Annotated in this window: 20 protein-coding genes and 3 pseudogenes; 6 read left to right on the plus strand and 17 right to left on the minus strand. The window is 63.0% G+C overall.

Annotated elements, in window-relative coordinates:
* Window positions 1–389: 389 nt before the first annotated feature.
* The 3 genes from NH14_RS20150 to NH14_RS20160 all read left to right on the plus strand — a co-directional run bounded on the left by NH14_RS20150 (window position 390) and on the right by NH14_RS20160 (window position 2,624).
* A complete protein-coding gene (locus NH14_RS20150; protein ID WP_035524836.1) occupies window positions 390–929 on the plus strand; it encodes a hypothetical protein in 540 nt (179 codons plus the stop codon).
* 167 nt (window positions 930–1,096) lie between these two features.
* Entirely contained in the window at window positions 1,097–1,789 is a 693-nt protein-coding gene (locus NH14_RS20155) for a DUF1223 domain-containing protein (RefSeq protein ID WP_035524838.1), read from the plus strand.
* 79 nt (window positions 1,790–1,868) lie between these two features.
* Window positions 1,869–2,624 (plus strand): IclR family transcriptional regulator, encoded by a 756-nt coding sequence (locus NH14_RS20160; protein ID WP_035524840.1) that lies wholly within the window; start codon window positions 1,869–1,871, stop codon window positions 2,622–2,624.
* A 27-nt stretch (window positions 2,625–2,651) separates the two neighbouring features.
* Here the strand turns inward: NH14_RS20160 and NH14_RS20165 are convergent, their stop codons facing one another.
* Genes NH14_RS20165 through NH14_RS20175 form a run of 3 tightly spaced genes read right to left on the minus strand, consistent with a single transcriptional unit; the run spans window position 2,652 to window position 6,170 of the window.
* Window positions 2,652–3,506, minus strand: coding sequence for a citryl-CoA lyase (locus NH14_RS20165; protein ID WP_035524842.1), 855 nt, complete (start codon window positions 3,504–3,506; stop codon window positions 2,652–2,654).
* 2 nt (window positions 3,507–3,508) lie between these two features.
* Window positions 3,509–4,711, minus strand: a complete 1,203-nt coding sequence (locus NH14_RS20170) for a CaiB/BaiF CoA transferase family protein (protein ID WP_035524844.1) — start codon at window positions 4,709–4,711, stop codon at window positions 3,509–3,511.
* A gap of 19 nt (window positions 4,712–4,730) precedes the next feature.
* On the minus strand, window positions 4,731–6,170 hold the full coding sequence (locus tag NH14_RS20175) for an MFS transporter (RefSeq protein ID WP_052147938.1): 1,440 nt from the start codon (window positions 6,168–6,170) through the stop codon (window positions 4,731–4,733).
* 343 nt (window positions 6,171–6,513) lie between these two features.
* On the opposite strand from NH14_RS20175, the gene NH14_RS20180 reads away from it, so the two are divergent.
* Window positions 6,514–8,088 carry a PqiB family protein gene (locus NH14_RS20180; RefSeq protein ID WP_084225282.1) on the plus strand — a complete coding sequence of 525 codons (1,575 nt, stop codon included), beginning with the start codon at window positions 6,514–6,516 and terminating at the stop codon, window positions 8,086–8,088.
* A 35-nt stretch (window positions 8,089–8,123) separates the two neighbouring features.
* Here NH14_RS20180 and NH14_RS20185 read toward each other — a convergent pair whose 3' ends face one another.
* A complete protein-coding gene (locus NH14_RS20185) occupies window positions 8,124–9,425 on the minus strand; it encodes a TAXI family TRAP transporter solute-binding subunit (RefSeq protein WP_035525090.1) in 1,302 nt (433 codons plus the stop codon).
* A 379-nt stretch (window positions 9,426–9,804) separates the two neighbouring features.
* Between NH14_RS20185 and NH14_RS20190 the strand changes: the two are divergent.
* Window positions 9,805–10,494: pseudogene (locus NH14_RS20190) on the plus strand (IS6 family transposase).
* 121 nt (window positions 10,495–10,615) lie between these two features.
* Here NH14_RS20190 and NH14_RS20195 read toward each other — a convergent pair.
* On the minus strand, window positions 10,616–11,056 hold the full coding sequence (locus NH14_RS20195; RefSeq protein ID WP_035524846.1) for a potassium channel family protein: 441 nt from the start codon (window positions 11,054–11,056) through the stop codon (window positions 10,616–10,618).
* A 706-nt stretch (window positions 11,057–11,762) separates the two neighbouring features.
* On the opposite strand from NH14_RS20195, the gene NH14_RS20200 reads away from it, so the two are divergent.
* Window positions 11,763–12,422 carry a hypothetical protein gene (locus NH14_RS20200; protein WP_152617109.1) on the plus strand — a complete coding sequence of 220 codons (660 nt, stop codon included), beginning with the start codon at window positions 11,763–11,765 and terminating at the stop codon, window positions 12,420–12,422.
* Between the two features lie 83 nt (window positions 12,423–12,505).
* Here NH14_RS20200 and NH14_RS20205 read toward each other — a convergent pair whose 3' ends face one another.
* From NH14_RS20205 to NH14_RS20260, 12 genes and pseudogenes are all read right to left on the minus strand, one after another.
* Entirely contained in the window at window positions 12,506–12,868 is a 363-nt protein-coding gene (locus NH14_RS20205) for a BON domain-containing protein (protein WP_035524850.1), read from the minus strand.
* A gap of 57 nt (window positions 12,869–12,925) precedes the next feature.
* Complete coding sequence (locus NH14_RS20210) at window positions 12,926–14,005, minus strand: porin (protein ID WP_035524852.1); 1,080 nt, start codon at window positions 14,003–14,005, stop codon at window positions 12,926–12,928.
* 149 nt (window positions 14,006–14,154) lie between these two features.
* Window positions 14,155–14,307: an SDR family oxidoreductase gene (locus NH14_RS33900; RefSeq protein WP_167556485.1), complete on the minus strand. Its 153-nt coding sequence runs from the start codon at window positions 14,305–14,307 to the stop codon at window positions 14,155–14,157.
* 16 nt (window positions 14,308–14,323) lie between these two features.
* Entirely contained in the window at window positions 14,324–14,773 is a 450-nt protein-coding gene (locus tag NH14_RS20220; protein ID WP_035524855.1) for a nuclear transport factor 2 family protein, read from the minus strand.
* Between the two features lie 91 nt (window positions 14,774–14,864).
* Window positions 14,865–16,478, minus strand: coding sequence for an FAD-dependent oxidoreductase (locus NH14_RS20225; RefSeq protein ID WP_035525092.1), 1,614 nt, complete (start codon window positions 16,476–16,478; stop codon window positions 14,865–14,867).
* A 458-nt stretch (window positions 16,479–16,936) separates the two neighbouring features.
* Window positions 16,937–17,683 carry a GntR family transcriptional regulator gene (locus NH14_RS20230; RefSeq protein ID WP_035525094.1) on the minus strand — a complete coding sequence of 249 codons (747 nt, stop codon included), beginning with the start codon at window positions 17,681–17,683 and terminating at the stop codon, window positions 16,937–16,939.
* A gap of 88 nt (window positions 17,684–17,771) precedes the next feature.
* Window positions 17,772–18,418: pseudogene (locus NH14_RS20235) on the minus strand (PDDEXK nuclease domain-containing protein); the annotation flags it as partial.
* A gap of 72 nt (window positions 18,419–18,490) precedes the next feature.
* The gene (locus tag NH14_RS20240) at window positions 18,491–19,093 is read right to left on the minus strand and encodes a DUF2889 domain-containing protein (protein WP_052147941.1); all 603 of its coding nucleotides are present in this window, start codon (window positions 19,091–19,093) and stop codon (window positions 18,491–18,493) included.
* A gap of 501 nt (window positions 19,094–19,594) precedes the next feature.
* A complete protein-coding gene (locus NH14_RS20245) occupies window positions 19,595–21,016 on the minus strand; it encodes an aldehyde dehydrogenase family protein (protein WP_035524859.1) in 1,422 nt (473 codons plus the stop codon).
* 31 nt (window positions 21,017–21,047) lie between these two features.
* Window positions 21,048–21,962, minus strand: coding sequence for a TauD/TfdA dioxygenase family protein (locus tag NH14_RS20250; RefSeq protein ID WP_035524861.1), 915 nt, complete (start codon window positions 21,960–21,962; stop codon window positions 21,048–21,050).
* Between the two features lie 114 nt (window positions 21,963–22,076).
* Window positions 22,077–22,292 (minus strand): hypothetical protein, encoded by a 216-nt coding sequence (locus tag NH14_RS20255; protein WP_152617112.1) that lies wholly within the window; start codon window positions 22,290–22,292, stop codon window positions 22,077–22,079.
* A gap of 802 nt (window positions 22,293–23,094) precedes the next feature.
* A pseudogene (locus NH14_RS20260) lies at window positions 23,095–23,331 on the minus strand (IS21 family transposase); the annotation flags it as partial.
* Window positions 23,332–23,337 lie beyond the last annotated feature (6 nt).

Here is a 23,337-nt window from a genome sequence, read left to right on the forward strand (position 1 = left end):
TGAACCGCTTTCACGCACCGCGCAAAGAGAAGCGCGGCGTTGTTATCCTGCCGCGCGAAGCGTACAGCGCCTGGCTGAAAGCCTGACCGAGCGCCCGGCTGGCCGATGAGTGCGCTCCGCAATTTCTTGCGGGCCCTTACCCAAAGGGGATCTTCGGCCCATGGTTTTGCCTAAATTGCGGAGCGGTTAAAACTTCAATTCTTTGATTTGTATCAATGTAATTCGAGAGTAACAGTCCGCGAAAATCGACGACTTCGTGTCCAAGGCTCGCTAAAGTGGCCCTGCCTGCCGCACGGTGCGGCGGGCAAGATGGACCGGCCACCATGATTCGGCCGCGATCATCAAAGCCCGTTTTTTAAAGCCTGATCGATGCCTTTAGGGAGAAAACCATGAACACGATTCGTACGATGTTGCTCGGCGCTGCATTCACCGCTTTCGCTACCACGGCTGCTTTTGCGCAAACCAACCAGGTGGGCGCGCAAGGTTCGGCTGGTGTGGGCGCGAATGTCCAGACGCCTGCTCTTGGCGCAGGTGCGCAGGCAGGCGCAGGTGCCAACGCCGCAGGCACGGGAGCGGGTGCGGGCGGTCTCGTTGGCGGCGCGGTGAACGGCGCCGGCAAGGCGGTGGGCAGCGCAGGCGAAGCGGCTGGCAACGTGGCCAACGGCGCAACGAATACCGTGGGCGCAGCGGCCGATACGGCCGAAGGCACCGCGAAGTCGGCAACCCATTCGACGAAGCAGCACGCGAAGCACGTCGCCGCAAAGACGAAGCACCAGGCGAAGGAGGCCACGTCGAGCGCGGAAGACGCCGTGGGCGGCGCGAAGGCAAAGGCCGGTGAAACGCTCGACGGCGCGGCTGCGGCGCAAGGCGGCGCGTCGGTTGGCGTGAAGGGTTCAGCTCAGGGTTCGGGCCAGGGTTCTTCGATGTAATTCGCGGCACGTCTGCCGGCGCGGCGCTCGAATTGCACGATTCGCACGAGCCGCCGCGCCGGCATTGAGGCGATGGGCGGTTCTGCAAAAGCGGATACACCACGGTGTAACTTTTCAGGTAGCCAGGACGAACTAGAAGCGAGCACCCCACGCTTCCGAGGTTCATCGTGTTCGCCCGTCTTTTTGCCGCTTTCGCCTTGCTTGCCGCGATGCCTGTTGCCGCCTCGGCCAGACCTGTCGTGATCGAATTGTTCACATCGGAAGGATGTTCTTCCTGCCCGCCCGCCGACGCCTATTTGTCCGATCTTTCGCGCGGCCGCCAGGACGTGCTCCCGCTGGCCTTTCACGTGACGTACTGGGACGGCCTTGGCTGGAAAGACCCGTATTCGCTGGAAGTGGCCACGCAACGCCAGGCCGACTACAGTTCGCATTTCGGCGGCAGCTCCTATACGCCGGAGATGGTCGTGGACGGCCGCAAGAGCTTCGTTGGCTGGGACCGCGCCGCGGGCGAGAAGGCGATCCTCGCTGCGCAAGCGAGTGGCGCCAGCGCTGTGTCCGTCAATGGCACGCGCACGGGCAACACCCTGTCGATTGCTGTGGGAGCCGGATCCGGTCACGCAAAGATTCTTCTCGTCGGCTACGACCGCGAGCACGTCACGGCGATTGGACGCGGTGAAAACTCAGGCCGTGCGCTCAAGGAGTCGAACATCGTTCGCTCCATTGAGTCCATTGGCGAATGGAACGGCGCTTCGATGACGCTCAATCATCGCGTGCCTTCTGGCGAGCTAGCGGCAGTACTCGTTCAAGCGCCCGATGGCAGCATCGTAGGCGCAACTCGAGTCGACTACGACGCGCGTTGAGACGGCTTATGCAGCGCGGTCCGAATGGCGCACGACATCGCGTAAAATCGGCTTCGTTCTCATTCCCGCATTGACACTCATGCCCGCGGAAAAGCCGCTCAAGAAGGAAGAAGGCGTTGCCGTCATCGACCGCGCGTGCGCGATCCTGTTCGCGTTTCGCCCCGACGACGGCGCGCTCACGCTCGCCGAACTCGCGGCGCGCACGGGCCTCTACAAGAGCACGCTGCTGCGTCTCGCGGGCGCGCTGATCCAGCACCGGCTGCTGCTGCGTCTCGAAGATGGCCGCTATCAGCTCGGGCCGGCCACCTTCGCGCTCGGCGCGCTTTATCAGCGCAGCCTGAATCTGGGGGACATCCTCGTGCCGCTGATGCGCGAACTCATGGAGGCGAGCGGGGAGAGCGTTTCGTTCTACGTGCGTGAGAATACGGTGCGCGTGTGCCTGCATCGCGTCGATTCGAAACACGTCGTGCGCCATCACGTGCGCGAAGGCGATGTGTTGCCGCTGGAGACGGGTTCGGGCGGCCGCGCACTGCTCGCGTTCAGCGGCGAGCCGGGCGAGATTTTCGAGCAGACGCGGCGGGACTTTTACTGCATGTCGATTGGCGAGCGCGAGCGCGAAACCGCTGGCGTGTCGATGCCGGTGTTCGGCGTAAACGGCGCATTGCGCGGCGTGCTCACGTTAGCGGGGCCGAGTTCGCGCATCGACCGTGCGTTTATCGAAGCCCATCTCGACGCGCTGTTCGACTGCGCAGCGCGCGCTACCGATGCGCTGGGCGGTGACTCGCGCGCATTGCGCGCTGCACAGCGCGCACGCGCGGCGAATGCGGGCGCCTGAGCCCGGCGCGAGTTTTAGCAGCTATTTTCAGGCGCCGCCGGTTTCGAGGTGGCGCTCGCCAGGTCCCGCATACGCATAAGGAATCTGCCGCGGCATCGGGCCTTTGTTGCGCTCGCCGCGTCCGCGCTGCTCCCACGCATGCGCGAGGATGCCCACCGCGCGCGACAGGCAGAACACGCCGCGCGCGAGTTCGGGCGCGAAGCCCAGCTCCGCGTAGATCACAGCGGTTACGCCGTCGATGTTCATCGGCACCGGCTTGTCTTTGCGTTTTTTCAGCAGCGCTTCGATCCCGCGCGCGATGTGCGCATAGCGTCCGCCAATGTCGCCCGCCTGCACGCGCGCATCCACGAGTTCGAGCAGCCGTCCCGCGCGCGGATCGACAGGATGAAAGCGATGCCCGAAGCCAGGCAGATATTTTCCCTGTTCGGCGATGAACGCATCCACGCCCGCTTCGACCGCTTCGTCGAGCCCATGGCCCGCGTCGATGCGCGCGGCAATCGCCTCGTAAAGCTCGACCGCCTGCTGGCCCGCGCCGCCGTGCACGTCGTCGAGCGCGTTGAGCGCCGAGGCCATCGCGCCATTGAGCGGCAGCCCGCAGCTCGTCGCCATGCGCGAAATCGCAATCGAGGGCGCATGCGGACCATGGTCCACCGAAGCCACGAGCGCGGCTTCGAGCAGCGACGCTTGCGCATCATTGGGCAACTCGCCGCGCAGCATCAGCCAGATCATTTGCGGGAAGCTCACGCGGCCGATGAGTTCCTGGATCGGGTAGCCGCGCACGGCAATCGAGCCCGGATGAATGTCGATGATCGCGGTGCGCCAGTAGTCGGCGCATAGCGTGGCGGCGTCGGGCTTGGCCGTCCCGTCGTTCGTCGTGGACATGTTCAGATGACTCCTTGCGCATGCAGCGCGTCGATGCTCGCGGCGTCGTAGCCGAGCTGTGCGAGCGTTTCGCGCGTGTGTGCGCCCAGCGTGGGCGCGGGGGTGGCGGGCGCGGCGTCGCCGTCCGAGAGGCGCAGGCCCGCGCGCGTCACGCGCTGCGCCGCCTCGCCTTGTGCAGGTGAGAATTCGCGCACGAAGCGCCGCTCGGCCAGATGCGGATGCGCGAGAATCTGCGGCACCGAGAGCACGCGGCCCACCGGCACGCCGCGCGCGAGCAGACGCGTCTCCCAGTTCGCGGCGCTGTCGCCCGCGAGCGCGGCTTCGATTTCGGCCTTCAATTCGGCGCGATATTGCTTGCGTGCATGGCGCGCGGCGAAGCGTTCGTCGCGCGGCAGGTCGGGACGCCCGATCGTCTCGCACAGGCTCTCGAACTGGCGTGTCTCGTTCGCGGCGATGTTCAGCAGCCCGTCGCCGGTCTTGAACGTGCCCGAGGGCGCGGCGGTGAAATTCTCGTTGCCCATCGGCGTGGGCTCGACTCCCGCGTTCAGATAGTTCGACACGACCCAGCCCATTGTCGCAAGCGTGGCTTCGAGCATCGAAACGTCGAGACGCCGGCCGCGCCCGCTCGTGCGCGCATCGACGAGCGCCGCGCAAATGCCGAACGCCGCCGTCAATCCGCCCACCGTGTCCGAGACCGGATAACCCACGCGCAGCGGCGCGCTCGTCGAGTCGCCGGTCACGCTCATCACGCCCGCCATGCCCTGGATGATCTGATCGTAGGCGGGGCGGGGCGAAAGCTCGCCGCTGTCGCCAAAGCCGGAAATCGCACAGTACACGAGGCGCGGATTTGCTACGGATAACTGATCGTACCCAAGCTCCAGACGATCCATCACGCCGGGGCGGAAATTCTCGACCAGCACGTCGGCGTCTTTCACGAGTGCAAGCAGGATCTCCTTGCCGCGCGGGTCTTTCAGGTTCAGCGTGATCGAACGCTTGCCCGCGTTCACCGCCACGAACGAGGCACCCATATTGCGCGCGGCGGCATCCTTGTCGGCGCCGAGGCGCCGCGCGAGGTCGCCGCCTTCGGGATGCTCGACCTTGGTGACGTCGGCGCCCAGCAGCGCAAGTTGATAGGCGCAGAACGGACCTGCGAGCACGTTGGACAGATCGAGAACGCGCACTCCAGCCAAAGGCAACGTAGTCACAGTGTTTCCAGCCTCTTGATCAATGGGAAATATCGTCGAGCGCGCGATTGTTGGTGCGCGGGCCGAAGAAACCGATTGCCGCCATGACCACCGCCATCGCGCCGGTGATGAGCGCGAACACGCCGGGGACGCCGAAGTGGCGCAGCGCGAACGCGATCATGAAGCCCGAAAACATCGCCGAAAGCCGCGACATCGAGTAGACGAAGCCCACCGCAGTCGCCCGCATGCGGGTGGGAAACAGCTCGACCTGGTAGGCGTGATAGCCGACCGAGAGCAGCGTGCCGCCGAGCGTGATGAGGATGCCGAACAACATCAGCATGGCGGGCGCGGTCTGCATGGCGAACAGCGCGCCGCACACGGCGATGGCGAGCGCCGCAAGCACCACGAGCGTCTTGCGCTCGATGCGGTCGGCGAAAGTCATGCCGATGAGCGGGCCGAACGGATTCGAAGCGGCGATCACGAATGCATAGAGCAGGCTGTGCGTGACCGTGATCCCCTTGGAGACGAGCAGCGTGGGCACCCACGAGGCGAAGCCATAGAAACCGATCGCCTGGAACAGGTTGAAGACAAGCATCGTGAGCGTGCGGCGGCGATACGGCGGCTGCCAGATCTCGGCGAATCGCGCTCGGGTTTGCGGCGCACTCGCGCTTGCATTCGCACGAGCGCAGTCGGGCAGCGGGCGGCCGTACTGCGCCTCGACTTTGGCTTCGAGCTTCGCGAGCACGCGCGCAGCTTCCTCGGTGCGTCCGCGCTGTGCGAGCCAGCGAACGCTCTCGGGCACGCGGCGGCGAATCGCCCAGGCGACGAGCGCACCGCACGCACCGAGCAGCACGACCCAGCGCCAGCCGTCGATGCCGAGCGGCGCGCGCGGCACGAACCACCACGCGAGCAGCGCCACCGACGGCACTGCCGTGTACTGCACGAAATGGACGAAGGCGAACGCGCGGCCGCGCATGTGCATCGGCACGAGCTCGCTCACGTACGTATCGATGGTGACGAGTTCGACGCCCACGCCGATGCCGGCGATCAGACGCCATGCGTTGATGGCGGGCGCGCTGGTTTGCAGCGCCATGATGAAGGTCGCGGCCGAGTACCAGAGCAACGACGCCGTGAACATCGTGCGGCGGCCGTAGCGATCGGCGAGACGGGTGAAGCAGAACGTGCCGATGAACAGGCCCGCGAACGAGGCGGCCACGAATGCGCCGAGCCCGGAGAAGCCGAAGAACGAGGCCGTGGTGGTCGAGTAAAGGCCGCTCTTCACGAGACCGGGGCCCACGTAGGCGGTAAAGAACAGATCGTAGAACTCGAACCAGCCGCCCAGTGACAGCATCAACACGAGCGCCCAGATTGCGCGCGTGGCGGGCAGGCGGTCGATGCGTGCGTTGATTTGCGCGGCGCTGGCAGCAAGCGCGTGGGCGCTGGGCGGTTCGTGGACAGCGTCGAGCGGCAGGCTGGACATAGGGGGCGTCTCCTGAGCAGGGATAATGGCTTTTCGGCCTTGTCGTTCTATCTAACAGAACGACGTTCTATAAAATGTGAGCGGATGATAGCGCAGGCCACTTTGCGGACCGACCCAGGGGTTTCACTGAGGAGAAGCGTGCGTTCGTGCGGTTTCGCGTGCGTCCGAATCGTGTTCGCCGGACTCGCCACAATTCACGGCTATTGCGCACATTGCAGTCGCACAATTCGATGTCGAGCTATCGTCGTTTGTCCAACGTACGGAGTGGTTCCATGCGTGTCGAACGGGTTCCCGCGCGGCTCATTAATCTGATTGATCCAAATTGCCGCGAGCCGGTGACGAAATGAAGGAAGGCGCATCGCACTCCCGCTCGCGCTGGCTGCCTTCGCTCGTCTGGACCATTCCGCTTGTCGCTGCCTTGGTTGGCGTTGCGCTGATCGTCTGGTCAGTGCACTCGCGCGGCCCAACTGTCACGATCAGCTTTGCTACCGCCGGAGGGCTCGAGCGCGGCAAAACCCGCATCAAATCCAAGTCCGTCGACATCGGCATTGTTCGCGCGATCAGGCTTTCTCACGACCTCTCGCGCGTGCTGGTTACCGTCGAGCTAACCAGGGAGGCGGGCAAATTCACGGCGAAGGACAGCCGCTTCTGGGTGGTCGCCCCAAGAGTTGGCGCAAGTGGCGTATCGGGGCTCTCGGCATTGCTGAACGGCCCGTACATTGAAGCCGACGCCGGCCGGTCGAACGAGCAGGCAAGCGATTTCGTCGGCCTGGAGGCGCCGCCCGCCGTGACCATCGATGAAAAGGGCCATCGCTACCGGCTGCGCGCCGAAACGCTCGGCGCGCTTGACGTCGGCTCGCCCATTTTTTACCGGAGAGATCGGGTTGGTCAGGTGATCGGCTATTCGATTGGCGAGGACGGTGCGAGCGTCAACGTCGACGTGTTTGTGAAGGCGCCCTTCGACCAGTATGTGATGACGAACACGCGATGGTGGCGAGAGAGTGGCGTGAAGGTGAAAATCGCCTCGAACGGCATCAATATCGACACGCAGTCGCTCGCAAGCATCCTTGCGGGAGGGCTCGCATTCGAAGCACGGGCGGATAGTCCGCCACAGCCTGAAGCCCCCGACAACATGGCATTCGCTCTGGCGGCTAACGAGGTCGATGCAATGCGCGAGCCGGACGGCTTGCCGCTGCGCGTGGTGATGTATTTCGATCAGTCGCTTCGCGGGCTCGCGGTGGGCGCACCGGTGGACTTTCAGGGAATCGTGATCGGCGAGGTGACGCACATCGGCGTCGATTACGATCGCCGCAAGCATGCTTTCATCATGCCGGTGAGCATGAATTTGTACCCGCAACGCCTGCGGCGCCTTTCGCACGGCAAATTTCCTGAAACGCGCTCGCTCGAGGGTATAACGGCGATAAAGGCCATGGTCGCGCGCGGCTTGCGCGGACAATTGCGCATCGCCAACGTGCTAACGGGGCGGCTCTATGTGGCGCTGAATGTTTTCCCCGAGGCCAAGCCCGCCAAGGCAGACTTCGATAACGACGCGATCGAACTGCCGACCGTGCCAAGCAAGATCCTCGCGCTGCAAAGCCAGGCCGGCGAAATGGTGGCAAAGCTCGACAAGATTCCACTCGATGAAATGGGCATGAACCTGAACACGTCATTGAAAGGCGTAGACCAGACGACTACGCATTTCAGCAATGAGGTCCTGCCGCCATTGAGCGGCAGCCTGGACTCAGCCCAAAAGTCGCTTGCTGGAGCGGGGGCGCTCTTGCAGCAAGACTCGCCATTCCATGTGGAGATGCATCGGACCTTGCAGGGCCTCACACCCACGTTGCAGTATTTCAACGCCATGGCGGATTATCTGGAGCGCCATCCTGAATCGCTGCTTCGGGGAAAAAGCGGGCAATAAGCCGTAAGCGGGAATTTTACGCAAGGGCTTATTGCCTATTCCTTCGCTCTCTGCGCAACCTGCGCGATGCGGTCGCGCACGACACCGATTGCCTGCTTCAGTGCATAAACGTCCTGAAAGTAGCGATAGGGAATCCGAATCCGGCTGGCATTTGCATCGATGTTTTCGATCTCGTCGCGCCATTGCGCAATCTGCGCGCGCGACGGCTCGCGGTTGTTCCACACTTCATCTTCCAGCGCCTTGATTTCGCGGTACCAGACCACGAGCCGCTTTTTCATCCGCGTTTCCACCATGCGAGGCAATGCCTGAAGCAGGCCGATCAAGAGCGCCGCGAACGGCACGAGAATCAATAGCCGACGTTCGATCAGACTCGCGAGCCAGAAGGGCAGATAGCGATACAAAAACGGCTGGCCGGATTTGAAATAGCGGGTGCTTTCGTCGGAGATCGGAAATTCTTCGGTGCGCAGGTTCGGAAACGTGCCGATCGGCGTGAAGTAATCTTCGCCGCCGTGAATGGTGTGGGCCGCGTCGAGCAGGAGATAGACAAGCGCCGGATGCATCGTGTCTTTCGATACGAGCAATGCCGTTGCCGCGAGCAGCGTGACGTCGGTGCGTGGCAGATCCTCTGCGACACTGGTGGACGCGCGCGGCAAGACAATTTTTGAAAGCGACGGGAATTTCTGAACCAGCGCGTCGGCCTGCGCGAAATTCATCAACTTCAGTTGCTTGTCATTCAGCAGTGTTTGCTGCATTTGGGCGTCGGGTCTGCCAATGAAGAACGCCGCGTCGATCTGGCCGCTTTCGAGGCCCTGATAAGCCGCGGGCGCATCCATTTGCAGCAGTGTGGAATTCTCGCTCGTGATGCCGCTATAACCGAGCAGTACCTTCGCAACGTTGAGCAAGCCGCTGCCGGGTACGCCCATGGAAATTCTCTTGCCGCGCAGTTGAGTCAGCCGGTCGACCGTGGTGTCGCCGCGATAGAACACCCAGATCGGTTCATATGACACGGCGGCAATCGTCTGCAGACCGTCCGATGCCTGCGGACTGGTCGTGCCCGATTGGATGAAACCGACTTCATAGGCGCTGTTCGGGTCCCGCAGCCGCTCATAGTTGTCCACCGAGCCGGATGAACTGCGGATGTCGAGTTTGATGCCCGCATGCTTCAGGATGGGCGCATAACGATCCGCAAAGCCGCGATAGATGCCGTTGTCCGCACCGGTGGTGATGACGATGGTGTGCTGGAAGGCAGGGGCGATCACGATTGTCAGTATCCCGCCAAGCACCGCTAACAAAGCGATTGTCCCGACGATCAAAAGGCGCCGCTTCGCCCGGGTCATGGGCGGTTTCTGGCTGCGGTGCAGCGAGGGATTGGGTCTGGACATCCGTGACTCGCTTCTCCAGTTTTATCGCGGCAAGCAACGCGATAACCCATGATTCGTTATGGTGAAAACGCTGGCGTTACCAATGATTCGAAACAAGACTGCTTTATCCAGCGACAGATTATGGCGTATTTTTCATTCGCCATTGCACTGGATGCGTTACGAATGGCTTGCGTGGCCTGCCACACATTAAACCAGTTTCTTCTGTTGAACCCCGGTCTTCAGGGTCTACATTGGCGTACGGAAACGACGTTACCGAAAGGGGTTCTGTCGCAACAAGACGGTCTGATATGCTGAGGTCATGAAAGCGGAGGCGACAGGGACGATGATCAACGGGATGAACGCAGCGCTCAGGCGGGTGCTCAAGCGCTTGCATTATCCGCTGGACGTGATGCTGCTGCGCGTGTGCTGGTACGTGGCCTATCCGCTGAGCCTGCGAAATCTCGAAGAGATGATGTCGGAGCGCGGAGTGTCGGTCGACCATTCAACCGTGCACCGGTGGGCGTTGAAGTTGCTGCCGGTGATGGAGAAGCTTTTTCGGAAGCGCAAGCGCCCAGTGAGCAAAAGCTGGAGAATGGACGAGACCTACATCAAGATCAACGGCTAGTGGCGATACCTGTATCGGGCTGTGGACAAGGACGGCAACACGGTCGATTTCCTACTGCGCGCTCATCGTGACAAGGTCGCGGCGCGCCGATACTTCGAGAAGGCGATCAGGCACAACGGCGAGCCCGGGACGGTAACCATCGACAAAAGCGGAGCCAACCCGGCGGCGCTCGAGAGTATTAACGCCGGCCGGGAGCTGCCCATCAAGGTACGTCAGGCGAAGTACGTGAACAACATTGTGGAACAGGATCATCGGGCGATCAAACGCCGAACGCGACCCATGATGGGCGTCAAGGATTTCCGATGTGCCCGCATTCTGCCCGGCGGCATAGAGTTGATGCATATGATCGTCAAGGGGCAAATGCAGACCGACGGTTTGAAACAGACACCTGCCAATCAATTTTACTCGCTTAACAAATAAGGAATCCTATTTTCTAAGGATTGCCGATCCTCGTCGCACCTTATCGCGACAAAACCGCCACGAAAGCTACGTCAAAGTCAGCAACCTGTTGGATGCCTATTTGCTCCCTGAGCTACGGTGGCTACTCGCTCTGCAACCGGGCATTGTGGTACTTGATCACATCCATTACCGCAGCCGTCATCACCGAGGTTGAGACTCCGAACATAAGGATGCCGTTGGCAGCTTCAATTGGACCGAGCATGCGCCACTGCTTGGACATGACAATGTCGCCGTAGCCCAGGGTGATGAAATTGACCGCGGAGTGGTACAGAGCAGTGGCGAAATCGGAAAATTCGCCTAAGAACATGAACAGCGCCGCCCAGACTGCCATTTGGGCGAAATTGCAGAGCAAGGTCAGCAGCATCACGGTTATCAATAGCAGGACGTCCACCCACAGCAAATCTTGACCCTTAACGTTGCGCCGGAAGCGCGCATACCGGCGCAGGCAGACGGCTACCACCACCCCTTGGAGCAGCAGGCACAGGATCATGGCAGGAGCGGCGGCCAGTACATTTTGTAGCATGATTGACTCCGTCTTCGGGGGAGGAGCACTGGGACATACGACGCCGCATTGGGGCCACGCGGATCGCAAGTTCCAACCTTTTGTGACCTAAGTGCGAATTGTCCGCCGGTCAGCGCGTGCCGGTTCCCAGCCAATAGCCGACGCAGGTACTGCCGCATTAGGCAGCACGAAGTCTTCGCCAAGACCCGTAGCGAGTTTGAGCAACGCGGGAAGGCCGCCGGCGGAAGCACCGGCCACCACGACGTCGTCGCTCGCTTCGCTTGCGGAGGTGTCATAGGGATGCACGACGCATTCATAGCGGCCTCGCTTGCACTGCGACGATGGGCCGTCAGCAAATCGCCATCGTCTGGCGGCCAGGATTCCCGGAATGCAGCCATCATACGGCGGTCCGCCGTGCAGAGGAAACGTTTCACATCCCGGCAGCGCCATGCGCCGGCTCCGCTCAACTTCAGAAGCCGGCATCCCACATCTTGTGCGACGCAGTGACCGGTATCGATCACGCAGGTGGTCTACATGGGGGAGGTTGAGCTTCCCGCAGAAACTCCGGTGATGGAGGCAGGCATGCAGGCGTGGCCCAAGCTCGCAGCGCCCGTTCGCTGACAGACATACAGACTTGGCGCATTCGAACAGAATCCGGCTCACACCCAATACAGACCCGCCTGTCAATGCGCAAGTCGGGCGCTATCAGCACACCCGGGGAGAGCACATGCAAACCTTTCGTTTTCGGCCATCCGCTCTGGGTGGTTTGCTCGCGGCGTTCACGTTTGCTGCTGCATCCGCAGCTTCAGCCCATACCAGCGTGCCAGGGAGCGGGACCGCCGGCACGGCCATCTATGGCATAGCCCTGTACAAACCCTTCACCGCGATGCCAGAGTGCCCCTTCAAGCCGAACAGCTATCCGGGCACCGACAACACCTACACGGACGAAACCCCGCACCCGTGCTTTGAACACGCCGACCGCTCGCTGATTGGCACGGCTCCTGCCGGTACAGAGATGCTCGACGTCATGTACCCAGTGGGCCATTGTCCCGAGATGTACACCAGCCTGCGCATCAGTCTCATCGAGGGCATTGTGCACGGCGTCTACCTGTTGACGCCGGGAGTCGACACGCAGCTACATGACTATGCATTCCTGGAGTACAAGTTCGGCAAACCCCAGGTCAAACGCTCCGTCATCGTGCAAGACCGGATGCGCGGCACCTACCAGGTCATCAAGGCGAGTTGGCAACGGCCAGGCGGCGTCTCACTGTCGTTCACCGGCGCGGCCGACGCGCCTAACGCTGGAGAATTCACGGCAAGGACGCCGCAGGAGGGTGCGCGGCAGCAGGAGCAGTATGACCAGCAGCAAGGCGTGCCAAAGCTGTAACGCTGCGGCCGGGCGGGCAAGCGCCGGTGGCGCTGCACGCCAGGGCGGCAGGCGTGCTCCCGGCGTTGCCGGCAGTCTCCGGCTCACTTCCCGTTCACCTGCAACGTCAGGCCGTTGTGCACCTCGCGTACGCCAGCGACATCACGCGCCACATCGACCGCGAGGTCGATCTGGATGATGTCGGGCACGGTGCCCAGCAGCGTCACGACGCCGTCGATGGCCGTGACGTTGATGCCGTCGACATCGAGCCCACGCGTGCGTGAAAGCTGGCGCATGACAACTTTACGCAGCGCCCGGTTGGCTGACTTCTCGGCTTTCGTGGCCTTCATATATGTGGTGGCCGGAGCATCGCTCACCGCAACGGACTGCGACGCCATTGGCAACGAGTTGCCGTTTGCCGCTTGCGCATGCACGTCGATTGCGCTCGCCGCTGTGAAAAAGGCCATGCAGAGCGCAACTGGGTAAATAGCCGAATAAGTGGATTTCAATGAGTTTCTCCCTGATCAGAACGAGTGACGTATGCCGACCGTCGCGCCCACCGTTGTGCCGGAAACGCCATATAGGGCACCGTTGACCGACAAGCCCGTGTTCATCGCTCCGTGGTTGTTCACGGAGGCGACCTGTGCGTAGAGTGTGGTCCGCTTCGAGAGGAAATAGCTTGCCCCGAGCGCGGCCAGCAGCGAATGGTTGGCCGTGTGATTACGGTCGCTGGTGACCCACACTCCGCCGTCGAGGTCCAGCGCGGGTGTCACGTACCACGACAGGCCGCCGCCGTAGACGTTGTTGTTAAACATGCCGGCGACCTTGTAGTTGACGAACGATGCTTTTACCGTGACTGCGCCGAACTTGAATGCCGCGCCGAGCGTGCGGCCCTCGGCAGCAAGGCTGGTGGGTGTGGGCGTGGGATTTGCGGCGCCGCTGTTGCCATCGAAGATCGCTGCATTGATCATGAAGCCCGCGTACTCGTACTTGGCGCTGGCAGAGTATTGCCGGCCCGCCCGGAAATCGCCGGGCTTGCCGCCGAACGAATACAGGAGACTGGTCTGCAGACCCCAAAGCTCCGGGCTCGTATACGAGATCGAACTCGCGCTGAAAATACTCGTGCCGAGAAAGTTGTCGACGAGATTGACGCCGCCGCTGCCGAAGAACGACATGTTGCGCGGGTCGGATGCGTACAGGGCAAGGAAGAACGGCGAGAATTGCAGACCGGTCTTCACTTCGCCGTAGCGGCTGTCGAGCGCGATCCACGCCTCACAGCCGAACAGGTTGCCGTTACAGTGCGCGAGTGCTCCGTTGGCAATGCTGATCCCGCTTTCGAGCTTGAATTTGGCTTGCAGTCCGCCGCCAAGATCCTCGCTGCCGAGTAGTCCGAACTGCGAATACGACGACCCACCATCGATCATTGAAAACTGCTTGCCGGCGTTGCTACCCGTGGTGGCGTCGAGCGTCTTGTTCGTGTAAAGCATACCGCCATCGATGATGCCAAACACCGTGACATGGCTCTGCGCGTGCGCCGATCCACAGATCAGCAGGCCTGCCGCCCAGCCGGCAATGCGCTGGGCGCGCGTTCTATGTTGCAGCATGAAATGTCTCCCCCTTACGTCTTCGTCTGCGCGAATTGCAAGAAGTCAATGGATAAAATATATGGAGTGCGAATTACATACGATGATTTGCCACGCGGTTCGCGGCGGCGGACACCGGTGCGCGATGCGCAGGTGTCCGCGCGCCGCCGTTAGATCGCCCAGCCGCCGTCGATTGCGATCTCGGACCCGGTGATGAACGCGCTATCGTCGCTCGACAGGAAAGCCACCAGTGCGGCAACTTCGTCGGGCGTGCCGTGGCGCTTCAGCGGTGCTCCGTGCTTTTTAGTCTGAAGTGAAAACACCGGGACCGGGCGTGCATCAGTAGCGGCGTGCGCTGTCTTTCGCGAGCCACGGATAGCGTGCCGTATCGGCGCCGGCATAGTCCGGGTCGAGATAGATGTGGCAGCGCTGGATCTTGAAGTCGCGGATTTCGAACACATCGCACCAGCGTCCCGCGTGGGAAGTGCCCGCGCGCCACGTTTCGCCGCTCTTGAGCCGGCCGTGCGAGGTCGCTTCGACCACGACGAGATCGCCTTGCTGGATGAAATTGGCATACGTCACGTCATGGCCAATTTCCGCAAGAATGCCAAGCAGGTCGTCGAACAGCCTGGCGATCTCGCTGCGGCCGTTCGCGATGCCCCATTTCGGGAAATACACCTGGGCGTGCTCGTCGAAGAGGCTCAGGATCTCGTCGCCGCGATCCATGCGCTTGAAGTATTCGAGTGCCACAGCTTTGCGTTGCTCATCGGTCATTGACTGGATCTGCATGGGTGTCTCCTTGGGATGCGCAGCGGATGGCAATTGCCGCTGCGGCGGGGTGATATCAACAGTGTGAAGGTGTCCTGATGCGGGTTCGCGCTCAGCCAAGGGTGGCTTCGGCCGGCGCGGTTTGCTTGATGGCTTCGGCGTGCGCCGCATGGGCCGCGCGCCACGCGAACGCGATGATCGGTCCCAGCGTGCCGCCGCCGGCCCAGTAGGCGCGTGCGGAGGCGGACGCGACGCAGTTGCCAACGCCGTACAGGCCTGGAATCGGCTCGCCAAGATCGTTCAGGACCTGCGCGCTGGCATTGGTCAGCGGCCCGCCCTTCGTGTCCAGCGTGCCGCCGGCCACCAGTGCCGCGTAGTAGGGCCCCGTGTCGGCGAGCGGGTACAGGGTCGGGTTACCGTGTGCGAGCGGCTCGCCTGTTGGGCCGTTGAACATGCGTTCGACCAGGCGCTCGCCGCGGCGGAAATCATGGTCCTTGCCTTCACGCGCAAACGTGTTGAATCGCGCGATCGACGCACGCAGATTCGTCGTGAAATCGTCGCCAAGCTGCGCGTTCCCGGTCAGATGAGCATACTTGTGCAAGCGCTCGCGAATCGCATCGGTTAGCTCATCGAGCGTTTCGCCGCGCAGCTCGAACGCCTTGTTGCCTGCCGATGGCCGGATCAGCCGGCCATACTCTGTGCTGGCGCAATGCTGCTGGCTGCGCTGATCCCAGATGGCGATCTGAACGAAGTTCGGATACTCGGCGCGCTGCGGGTCCCATTCGAAGAACGTCTGGGCGATTTCGTTGTAGGCGAGCTTTTCGTTGACGACGCGCTGCCCGGTCTTGTTCACCCAGAGCATCGAGTCCCCGCCGACCGAGAAGGTGCCTGTGAAGTCGTCGCCGCCGGCCGCCACGCGTTCGAGCGCAACCGGGCACATCCATGCGTAGTTCATGTTGCGCAACTGGGCCCCGGCGGCGCTTGCGATGCGCACGAAGTCGCCTTCATTGCTGCGCGCGGCGCAGCCGCCGACGAACGGCGCATGCAGGAAATTCGCCCGCAGGGCGGGATCGTGCGTGAAGCCGCCGGTTGCAAAGATCACGGCCTTGCGCGCGCCTAACGTGACCTGCTCGCCGCTCGCACGCGTGGCTTGCACGCCAGCAACTTCGCCTTTGCCATTGCGCATGACCCGCTGCACGCGAACGCCCGTCATGATTTGCACACCGTCGCGTAGCGCCGCGGCTTGCATCGATTCGACGGCGACTTTCCCGCCGTCTGACATCGACTCGCACGCATCCGCTGGCAGCAGCACGCGGCCGCGCGGCGCCTTGTTTTCCGGCATCTCGGCCCAATAGTCGGTGACATCGGCGCAATGCCGGTAGCGCAGCGCGCCGCGCTCGTGAAGCGCTTGCGCAGCCGGCGCGGCGCTTTCGTAGATCGCTTCGAAGGCTTCGTATTCCCAGGGTTCGAGACCGAGAAGCGGCGCGTCGGGCTGGTAGCGTTCGGGACGCGCGAGCCGAGCCATATAGCGCAGGCAGTCGTCCTTGTCATCGATGAGGCCGGCTTCGCGCATGGGCCGGTTGTTCGGTACCCAGTACCAGAACGCGGCTTTGCGCGCCGTGCCGCCCACAACGTCGGCTTTCTCCACGATCACCACCGAGTTCCCGAGCCAGCGGGCAAAAAGCGCGGCAGGCAGGCCGCCGCCGCCCGCGCCTACCACGATCACATCATATTCGCCATCACAAGCGGCAGGCTTTGGCGCGGATGCGGCGGTCTCGCGCCTGGCCCATGTCGAGCTTTGATGCATTGTCTTCCTCCATATGTTTTTTGGCGTGGATGGAGCCTCCCGAAGGTTGGCTCCGATCTGCCGAAGAATATACGTTAGAAATAAAAATATACAAAAAGATAAAAACTATTGAAGTGATAGGGATGTATGCAGATGCCTGGATCGACGCGGGTCAGGCACCACGTCAGGTGAAGGACGGCCGAAGTGCACGGCGAGGCGCAAGCGAAGGCTTGCGCCTCGCTTGCCGATGGAGGTCAATGAAAGACGATGCGAGGGAATGCGCACACGTCCGGGCAACGAACGCGCGTGCGCAAAGGGAGGCCGCAGGCGAGCGCCGGGGGCAGGGAAGGGGCAGGTACGGTAGCTTCAGGCGTCCTGGCGCCCGGTCATGCGGGGATTCAGGATGTCGTGCGGCGTTTGCGGGCGGCAGCTGCCGTGTTCTTCCGCGCCGCAGCGGATTCGGTCGTGCGCGCGAGCACCAGTTGGGTCGTGGTCGCGAAGTGCTGGCTCAGCAGCCTGCAGGCAAGGTCCGCGTCGCGCGCGAGCACGGCCTTTACAATATCTTCGTGCTCCCTGGCAACGTTGCGCTCGACCGCGTGCTCGCTGCGCAATGACATGTGACGGTAGCGCGCAGTCTGGGTCCGCAGCGTGGCCGCGAAATGCTTGAGCCACTTCGAGCGGCACCCCGCGAGCAGCGTGCTGTGGAAGTTGTCGTGAGCACGCTCCCACGCCGGGTTCATGCGCGGCGGATCTCCGATCACCGTCGGCAGGCTGTTCACCTGATGGAACGCCGAGAGCACGGCGCCTTCCCATTCGAGATTGCCGCTTTCGATCGCGTCTCGCAGTGCTTTGGTTTCGATGCATTGGCGCACCGAAGTCACGTCTTCGAGGTCTTCCCGGGAGACCTGCGTGACCCGGAAGCCGCGCTGGTCTTCCGCCTCGACGAACCCGCTCATCGCGAGCCGCGACACGGCCTCGCGCAATGGAATGACGCCCGCCTGGTAGCGGTCCGCCAGCTCGCGGATCTTGAGTTTCGACCCGGGCGGCAGCGCGCCCGTGACGATGTCCTGAAGAATGGCGTCCGCCAGCACCGAGGCCATGGTACGCGATGCGCCGGTGTCTGCGTTCTCGAGCGTGATGTCCACAAGGTTCTCCTGCATGTGGGCCCGATTATATTCAGAAACGCGTATGTATGCAGAAATCAGGGTTAACGATCAAAAACTGAAATATATATTATTGTTGGTCTATCAAACGGCGGAGCGCCTCTCGCAGTCCATTACCCGGGCTTTCGCCGCGTTGCTTGTTCGAGGAATCGGTGTGAAGTTCTGCATCGATCTGGTCGGTCGATGGCAATCCGCTTTCCAGCGATTCGGGCACACGGCGTAAAGCTGATATTCGGCGACACCCATCGGTCCGGCCATCCCGCGCAGCACATATTCCGCCACGAGCCGGTTTTTCTCCTTGCACAGCAGCAGGCCAATGGTCGGCTGGTCTTCGGGCGCGTTGACCTGTGCGTCGATCGCGGAAAGGTAGAAGTTCAGCTGGCCGGCACATTCGGGCTTGAACGGCGTCGTTTTCAGTTCGACGACGACATAGCAACGCAGCTTGAGGTGGTAGAAAAGGAGGTCGGCGAAAAGCTCGTCGCCGCCGACCTCCAGCCGGTACTGGCGGCCGGCGAACGCGAAGCCGGCGCCCAGTTCGAGGAGGAAGCGGGTGATGGGCTGGGTGAGCGCGCGCTCGATGTCGAGCGCCTGGGCGTTTTCGGTCAAGCCGAGGAAATCGAAGATATAGGGACCCTTGAGTACGTCGCGCGCGAGATCGGATTGCGGTGGCGGCAATCGCTCTGCAAGGTTGGTGACCGCATTGCCAGCGCGCGCATGTACTTGATGTTGCGCGGCGAGAATCCGCGCATGTCGGGCCGACCGACGGCGGGCAGCCGTCTCCATCCATGATTATCCATCACTGTTTTGAGTCGGCCGCGCCGTGTCGTGCAAGGGCGGCATGCCCGCGCGCCGGCGCATGATCTGGACGACCTCGCCTCCCTCGCGCCACGGGTGACAGGTGCCTAGCAGGGAGAGGGGCGGCGCGCCTCCCGCATCCTCGGATGCGGCGGCCTTCACCCGGTTGCGCAGGCCCATGACGGTTTGAAACGCCGTGGTGGCCATCGGCCCCAACAGTTCGGTCAGGTGCGTACAGCCGCGTGTGCCACCGACGCGCGCGCGGACCTCCTTCATGAAGCCCCCGCCCAGCCCAATGCCCACCAGTTTTGCGTAAGCCTCATTGATCCGGTCGCAGTAGGGCGTTGGCGCAGCCCCGGTATGCGCGCAGGCGGCCTGGATTACGAGAGCGCTGTTCACCGTGATCGTGAACCGCATGTCGTGGAGCGCGTCGCCCGCCGGCAGTGTCGTCAGCAGCAGTCTCGAATCGTAGCCGCGCGTGTCCGTCATCGTGGCTTCGATGTCGTAGAGGCCGTCGTCGCGAGCGTATCCAACGCAGATGATGTGACGCGTATGCGCAAGCCGTCGGGGCGCGGCTGCAGTGGGGTTCCCGGACATAGTGCGTTGCTCCTAAGGATGCCGCCGCGCTATGCGGCTCTGTTATCTCCATATTGCTGTCTCAAGCGCAGCCATCGCGCCACCCGCGAAGGGTGGCTACAGAGGCTGCGCTGCCAATCGTCCGCGTCTCGGTCCGCACTTCGGAGCAGACCATATCCCGCCTTCTGACTCCGGGTAATTCCATCCTGTTCGGGTCGTTGCTCGACAGTTGCTGCATGGAGTCGTGGATGTTTTCGCGCAGTACCTCAACAACGGTGGCACCCATTCGCTTTCGGTGCGCAGCGGCGGCAATACGGGTTCGATGTTCGGCCTGTGCGTGGCGCACACGACGCACCGAGATGGGTGGCTTCCTTCGCCGCGTCGGTGGCGGCGGAAATTGTTGCGTAGTCGGCGTAGGCTCGCTCAGGCCGAAGCCCATCATCGTACACCGCTGGCAAGTTAGGTGCGGCACGTGTCGAACACGGCCGCCCGTGTGCCGAAGCCGCTGCCCGGATCACACCGTTACATCGTCACCGACTTGCACTCCAGAAATTCCTCGAGACCTTCCGTGCCATATTCGCGCCCGTTTCCAGACGTCTTGTAGCCGCCGAACGGCACCGTGACGTCGAGCATGGCGCCATTGACGCGCACCGAGCCCACGCGCAAGCGAGCCGCCACCTTGCGGGCGCGCTGCGGATCGCCGGAGGCGATGTAGCCCGCAAGTCCATAAATGCTGTCGTTCGCAATGCGGATGGCGTCTTCTTCGCTGTCGTACGGGATCATCGTCAATACGGGGCCGAAGATTTCCTCGCGGGCGATCTTCATGTCGTTGTGCACATCGGCGAACACGGTCGGCCGTGCGTAGAACCCGCGCGTCAGCCCCTCGGGCCGGCCGAGGCCGCCTGCTGCCACGCGCGCGCCTTCCGCGATTCCCGCCTCGATCATGAGCTGAACCTTTTCGTACTGCATACGATTTGAAATTGGCCCCATGCGCGTGGCCGGATCGGCCGGATCGCCGACCGCCACCGCGTTTGCGGTGGCAGCGGCAATCGCGACGGCCTCATCGTAGCGTTCGCGTGGCACCAGCATGCGCGTGGGCGCGATGCAGGTCTGGCCGGAGTTCGCCATGCATTGCGCAATACCGCTCGTCACGGCGGTCTGCAGATCCGCGTCGTCGAGGATCAGCAGGGCGGATTTGCCGCCCAGCTCCTGTGCCACGCGCTTGACCGTAGGGGCCGCGCTGATCGCGACCTCGACGCCAGCTCGTGTGGAGCCCGTGATGGAGACCATGTCGACCTCAGGGTGCGAGGAGAGGCGCGCCCCCACAATGCGTCCGTCGCCGAACACCATGTTGAAAACACCGGCCGGCGTGCCGGCCTCGTGCATGATCTCCGCGAAGATCATGGCGTCGAGCGGTGCGATCTCGGAAGGCTTGAGCACGACTGTGCAGCCCGCCGCGAGAGCGGGCGCGACCTTGGCCGCGATCTGGTTCAGCGGCCAGTTCCAAGGCGTGATGAGCGCGGCCACGCCGATCGCCTCGCGGCGCACATAGCTCTTGCCACTCTCCGTTTCGAACGGGTAATCGCGCAGCGTATCGATGGCCGCGCGCAGTTGGGCAAGGCCGATCGGCGCCTGCAAGGCGTTGCAGAGCGTGACCGGAGCGCCGATTTCCTCGCGCACGGCCTGAGCGATCTCGGGCATGCGGCGCTGATAGATTTCGGCGATGCGTTCGAGCAGCGCGATACGCGCTTCGCGGCTCGTGGCAGACCAGCCGGCAAAGGCGGCGCGCGCAGCGGCGACGGCACGATCGGCGTCCTCGGTCGTACCCATCGAAAGCTTGCCGGTTACGTTTTCCGTAGCCGGATCGACGATATCGAACAGGGTGGCCCCTGGAGACGGCTCGACCCATTTGCCGTCGATATAAAAGCGGTTCAACGTTTTCATGCTGTATTCCCTCACGAGGTGGGCAAAGTAGTCACACCGGGCGATCGCCGATGATCGTGGCACGCATCATCTGGCGTACGGCCGGGAAGTAGTCCTGGATCGCATAGTGCTGGCACGAGCGGTTGTCCCAGAACGCGACCGTGTTGGGGCGCCACTTGAGGCGCACCTGGTATTCGGGCGCCTGAGCCTGCCGGAACAGGTACTGCAGCAGATCCATCTCCGCGAGCTTGAAGTCGAAGCCAATCCGGTAGCGCCCGACGGTCTTGTGGCCGAAGTTGGCCAGATGGGTCGTGAAGGCCTCGTTCACGTAGAGGACCTTCTCGCCCGTCTCGGGGTGCGTTCGCACGACCGGGTGGATGGCGGGCGGGAAGCGCTTGCGCATCTCATCGTGCTGCTCCTCCGGCACGGCGATGCCGAACAGGGGGAGGAATTCGTGTGCGGCCGTGAGGTCGGCAATCAGCGTTTTGACGTCGTCGGGCAAGTTCTCATAGGCGGCGACCATGTTGATCCACATGGTGTCGCCGCCCACCTCCGGGCACTGTATGCAGCGCAGCATCGAGCCCATCGAAGGAATCTCGCGCCACGACACATCCGAGTGGTAGAGGTTCTCGCGCCCGCCCTTCGATTCGCCGCGACCGAGAATCACAAGTTCCGGATGGTCGGGGTGGTGGGGAAATGCCGGGTGCACTTCCAGCTCTCCGAAGCGGCGCGCGATGGCAACGTGCTGGGCTGGCGTAATGTCCTGGTCGCGGAAGAACAGCACCTTGTATTTCAACAACGCGCGGCGCAGCGCGAGACAGGTGGCGTCGTCGAGTCGCTCGCGCAGGTCGATGTCGCCGATCTCAGCGCCGATCGTCGGGGTGTGGCGCGTAACGGTGAAGGGCCAGCTTTCTGTTGGCGGGTTAGCGGCCGGGGGCCCATTCGGTGCACCAGCGGTAGCTTCCATGTGACTTCTCCAGGTTGATAGGGGCCTTCGGCTGCAGCGCGGTACTCTTCCGATACGCACCTGCCCGAGCCGACGAAGAGTAAGCAAACGTGGGGCGACCGGCCTCTCAGGCGGTCAGCGGGCGCGCCATCCGATTGAGCGAGTGCAGCGACCGCTCGCGATGCAGCCAGCGCAGCCCGACGACGCCGCGAGGTTCAGCAGCACGGCGGTCGTCTCGATGCCGAGTTCGTACGCGTGGCTGCCCGAATTGGCGTGCGACTGGATGAGCCGGCTGACCACCGCCGGGCCGATCGCCGCGTCGAGGCTCGAGACCGCAGTGTTGATCGCCACGATCGAACCGCGCTTGGCGGGAGGCACCATCTCGCCAGCATGGCGGGCGCGACCGAGAGGCAGAGGGTGGGCAGCGCACCGGCCGCTGCGTAGCAGAGCACCTTTGGCAGTGGCCCGAGGTCGATGGCGGCGAGCGCGATGAACAGCGCGAACCAACGTCCCGAAGCGACACTGCTGAAGCCCAGCCCATTTTGCAGGTAGGCGGGCAGCCACGTGATGGTCTGGCCGCGCAGCCAGTAGGCCACGAACCCGAGCAGGAATACGGAGAGGACGGAGGCATCGGTCAGGATCGGGCGACACGGGAGCCGCTCCGGTTGGCGCTCCCGGCCGCTGCCACTTGTCGAGCGGCGTGCTCTCGCGGCCGAAGAACAGCCACAGAAGGCACCGGACGCAGCCCACCGCGGCAAGAAAGAAGTTGGCGCGCCGGCCCCGGTGCAGCGTGACGAGTGGAATGGTGAGGCCCGTGAGCAGGACCGTGACGGTCCAAGCGGACTTGGGCTGGCAGACAGTAGATGCGGACATGGACGTGCTCGTGGTCTGGCTCGCTACAGGGGATGCGCCGCGCAGGCTCGCGAAACTGACTCGCAGGGCCGGGCAGCGGAGCCGCTCACGCGTTCAAGGGCGGGAGGGCAGCCGGGTGAGGGGGCAACGACGGCTGCTGGGCCAAGGCGTTCAAGGCGTCCATGGTTGTCTCCATCTTTTTGCATTGCGAGGCGCTTTACGTTACGCCCCGTCGTGATTCTCTATGTTGGTGCTCAGCATAGGGGCGCCTGGTTGTCCGGTACCCCCCCAAGGCGGGTAGCTGGCTCGGGTAGGCCACGAGCCAGAACGCCCGGGACGCGCACAGCTTCATGTGCGACACCTGCAGCTTGCGGTAAATGCTGCCGATAACCAGTCCTTCTTCGGACCAGTCAAACTGAAATGCTTCGCCCAGCTCGAACTGCAACGGCACAAACGCCGACTTCGACACCGCCTTGCCTTCGCCTTGCCGCCAGGCCCGGATGAAATCGGTTACCCGCGAATAGCAAGCATCGTAGCCGGAATT

The sequence above is a fragment of the Paraburkholderia sacchari genome, assembly GCF_000785435.2.
In the GTDB taxonomy this organism is placed as follows: domain Bacteria; phylum Pseudomonadota; class Gammaproteobacteria; order Burkholderiales; family Burkholderiaceae; genus Paraburkholderia; species Paraburkholderia sacchari.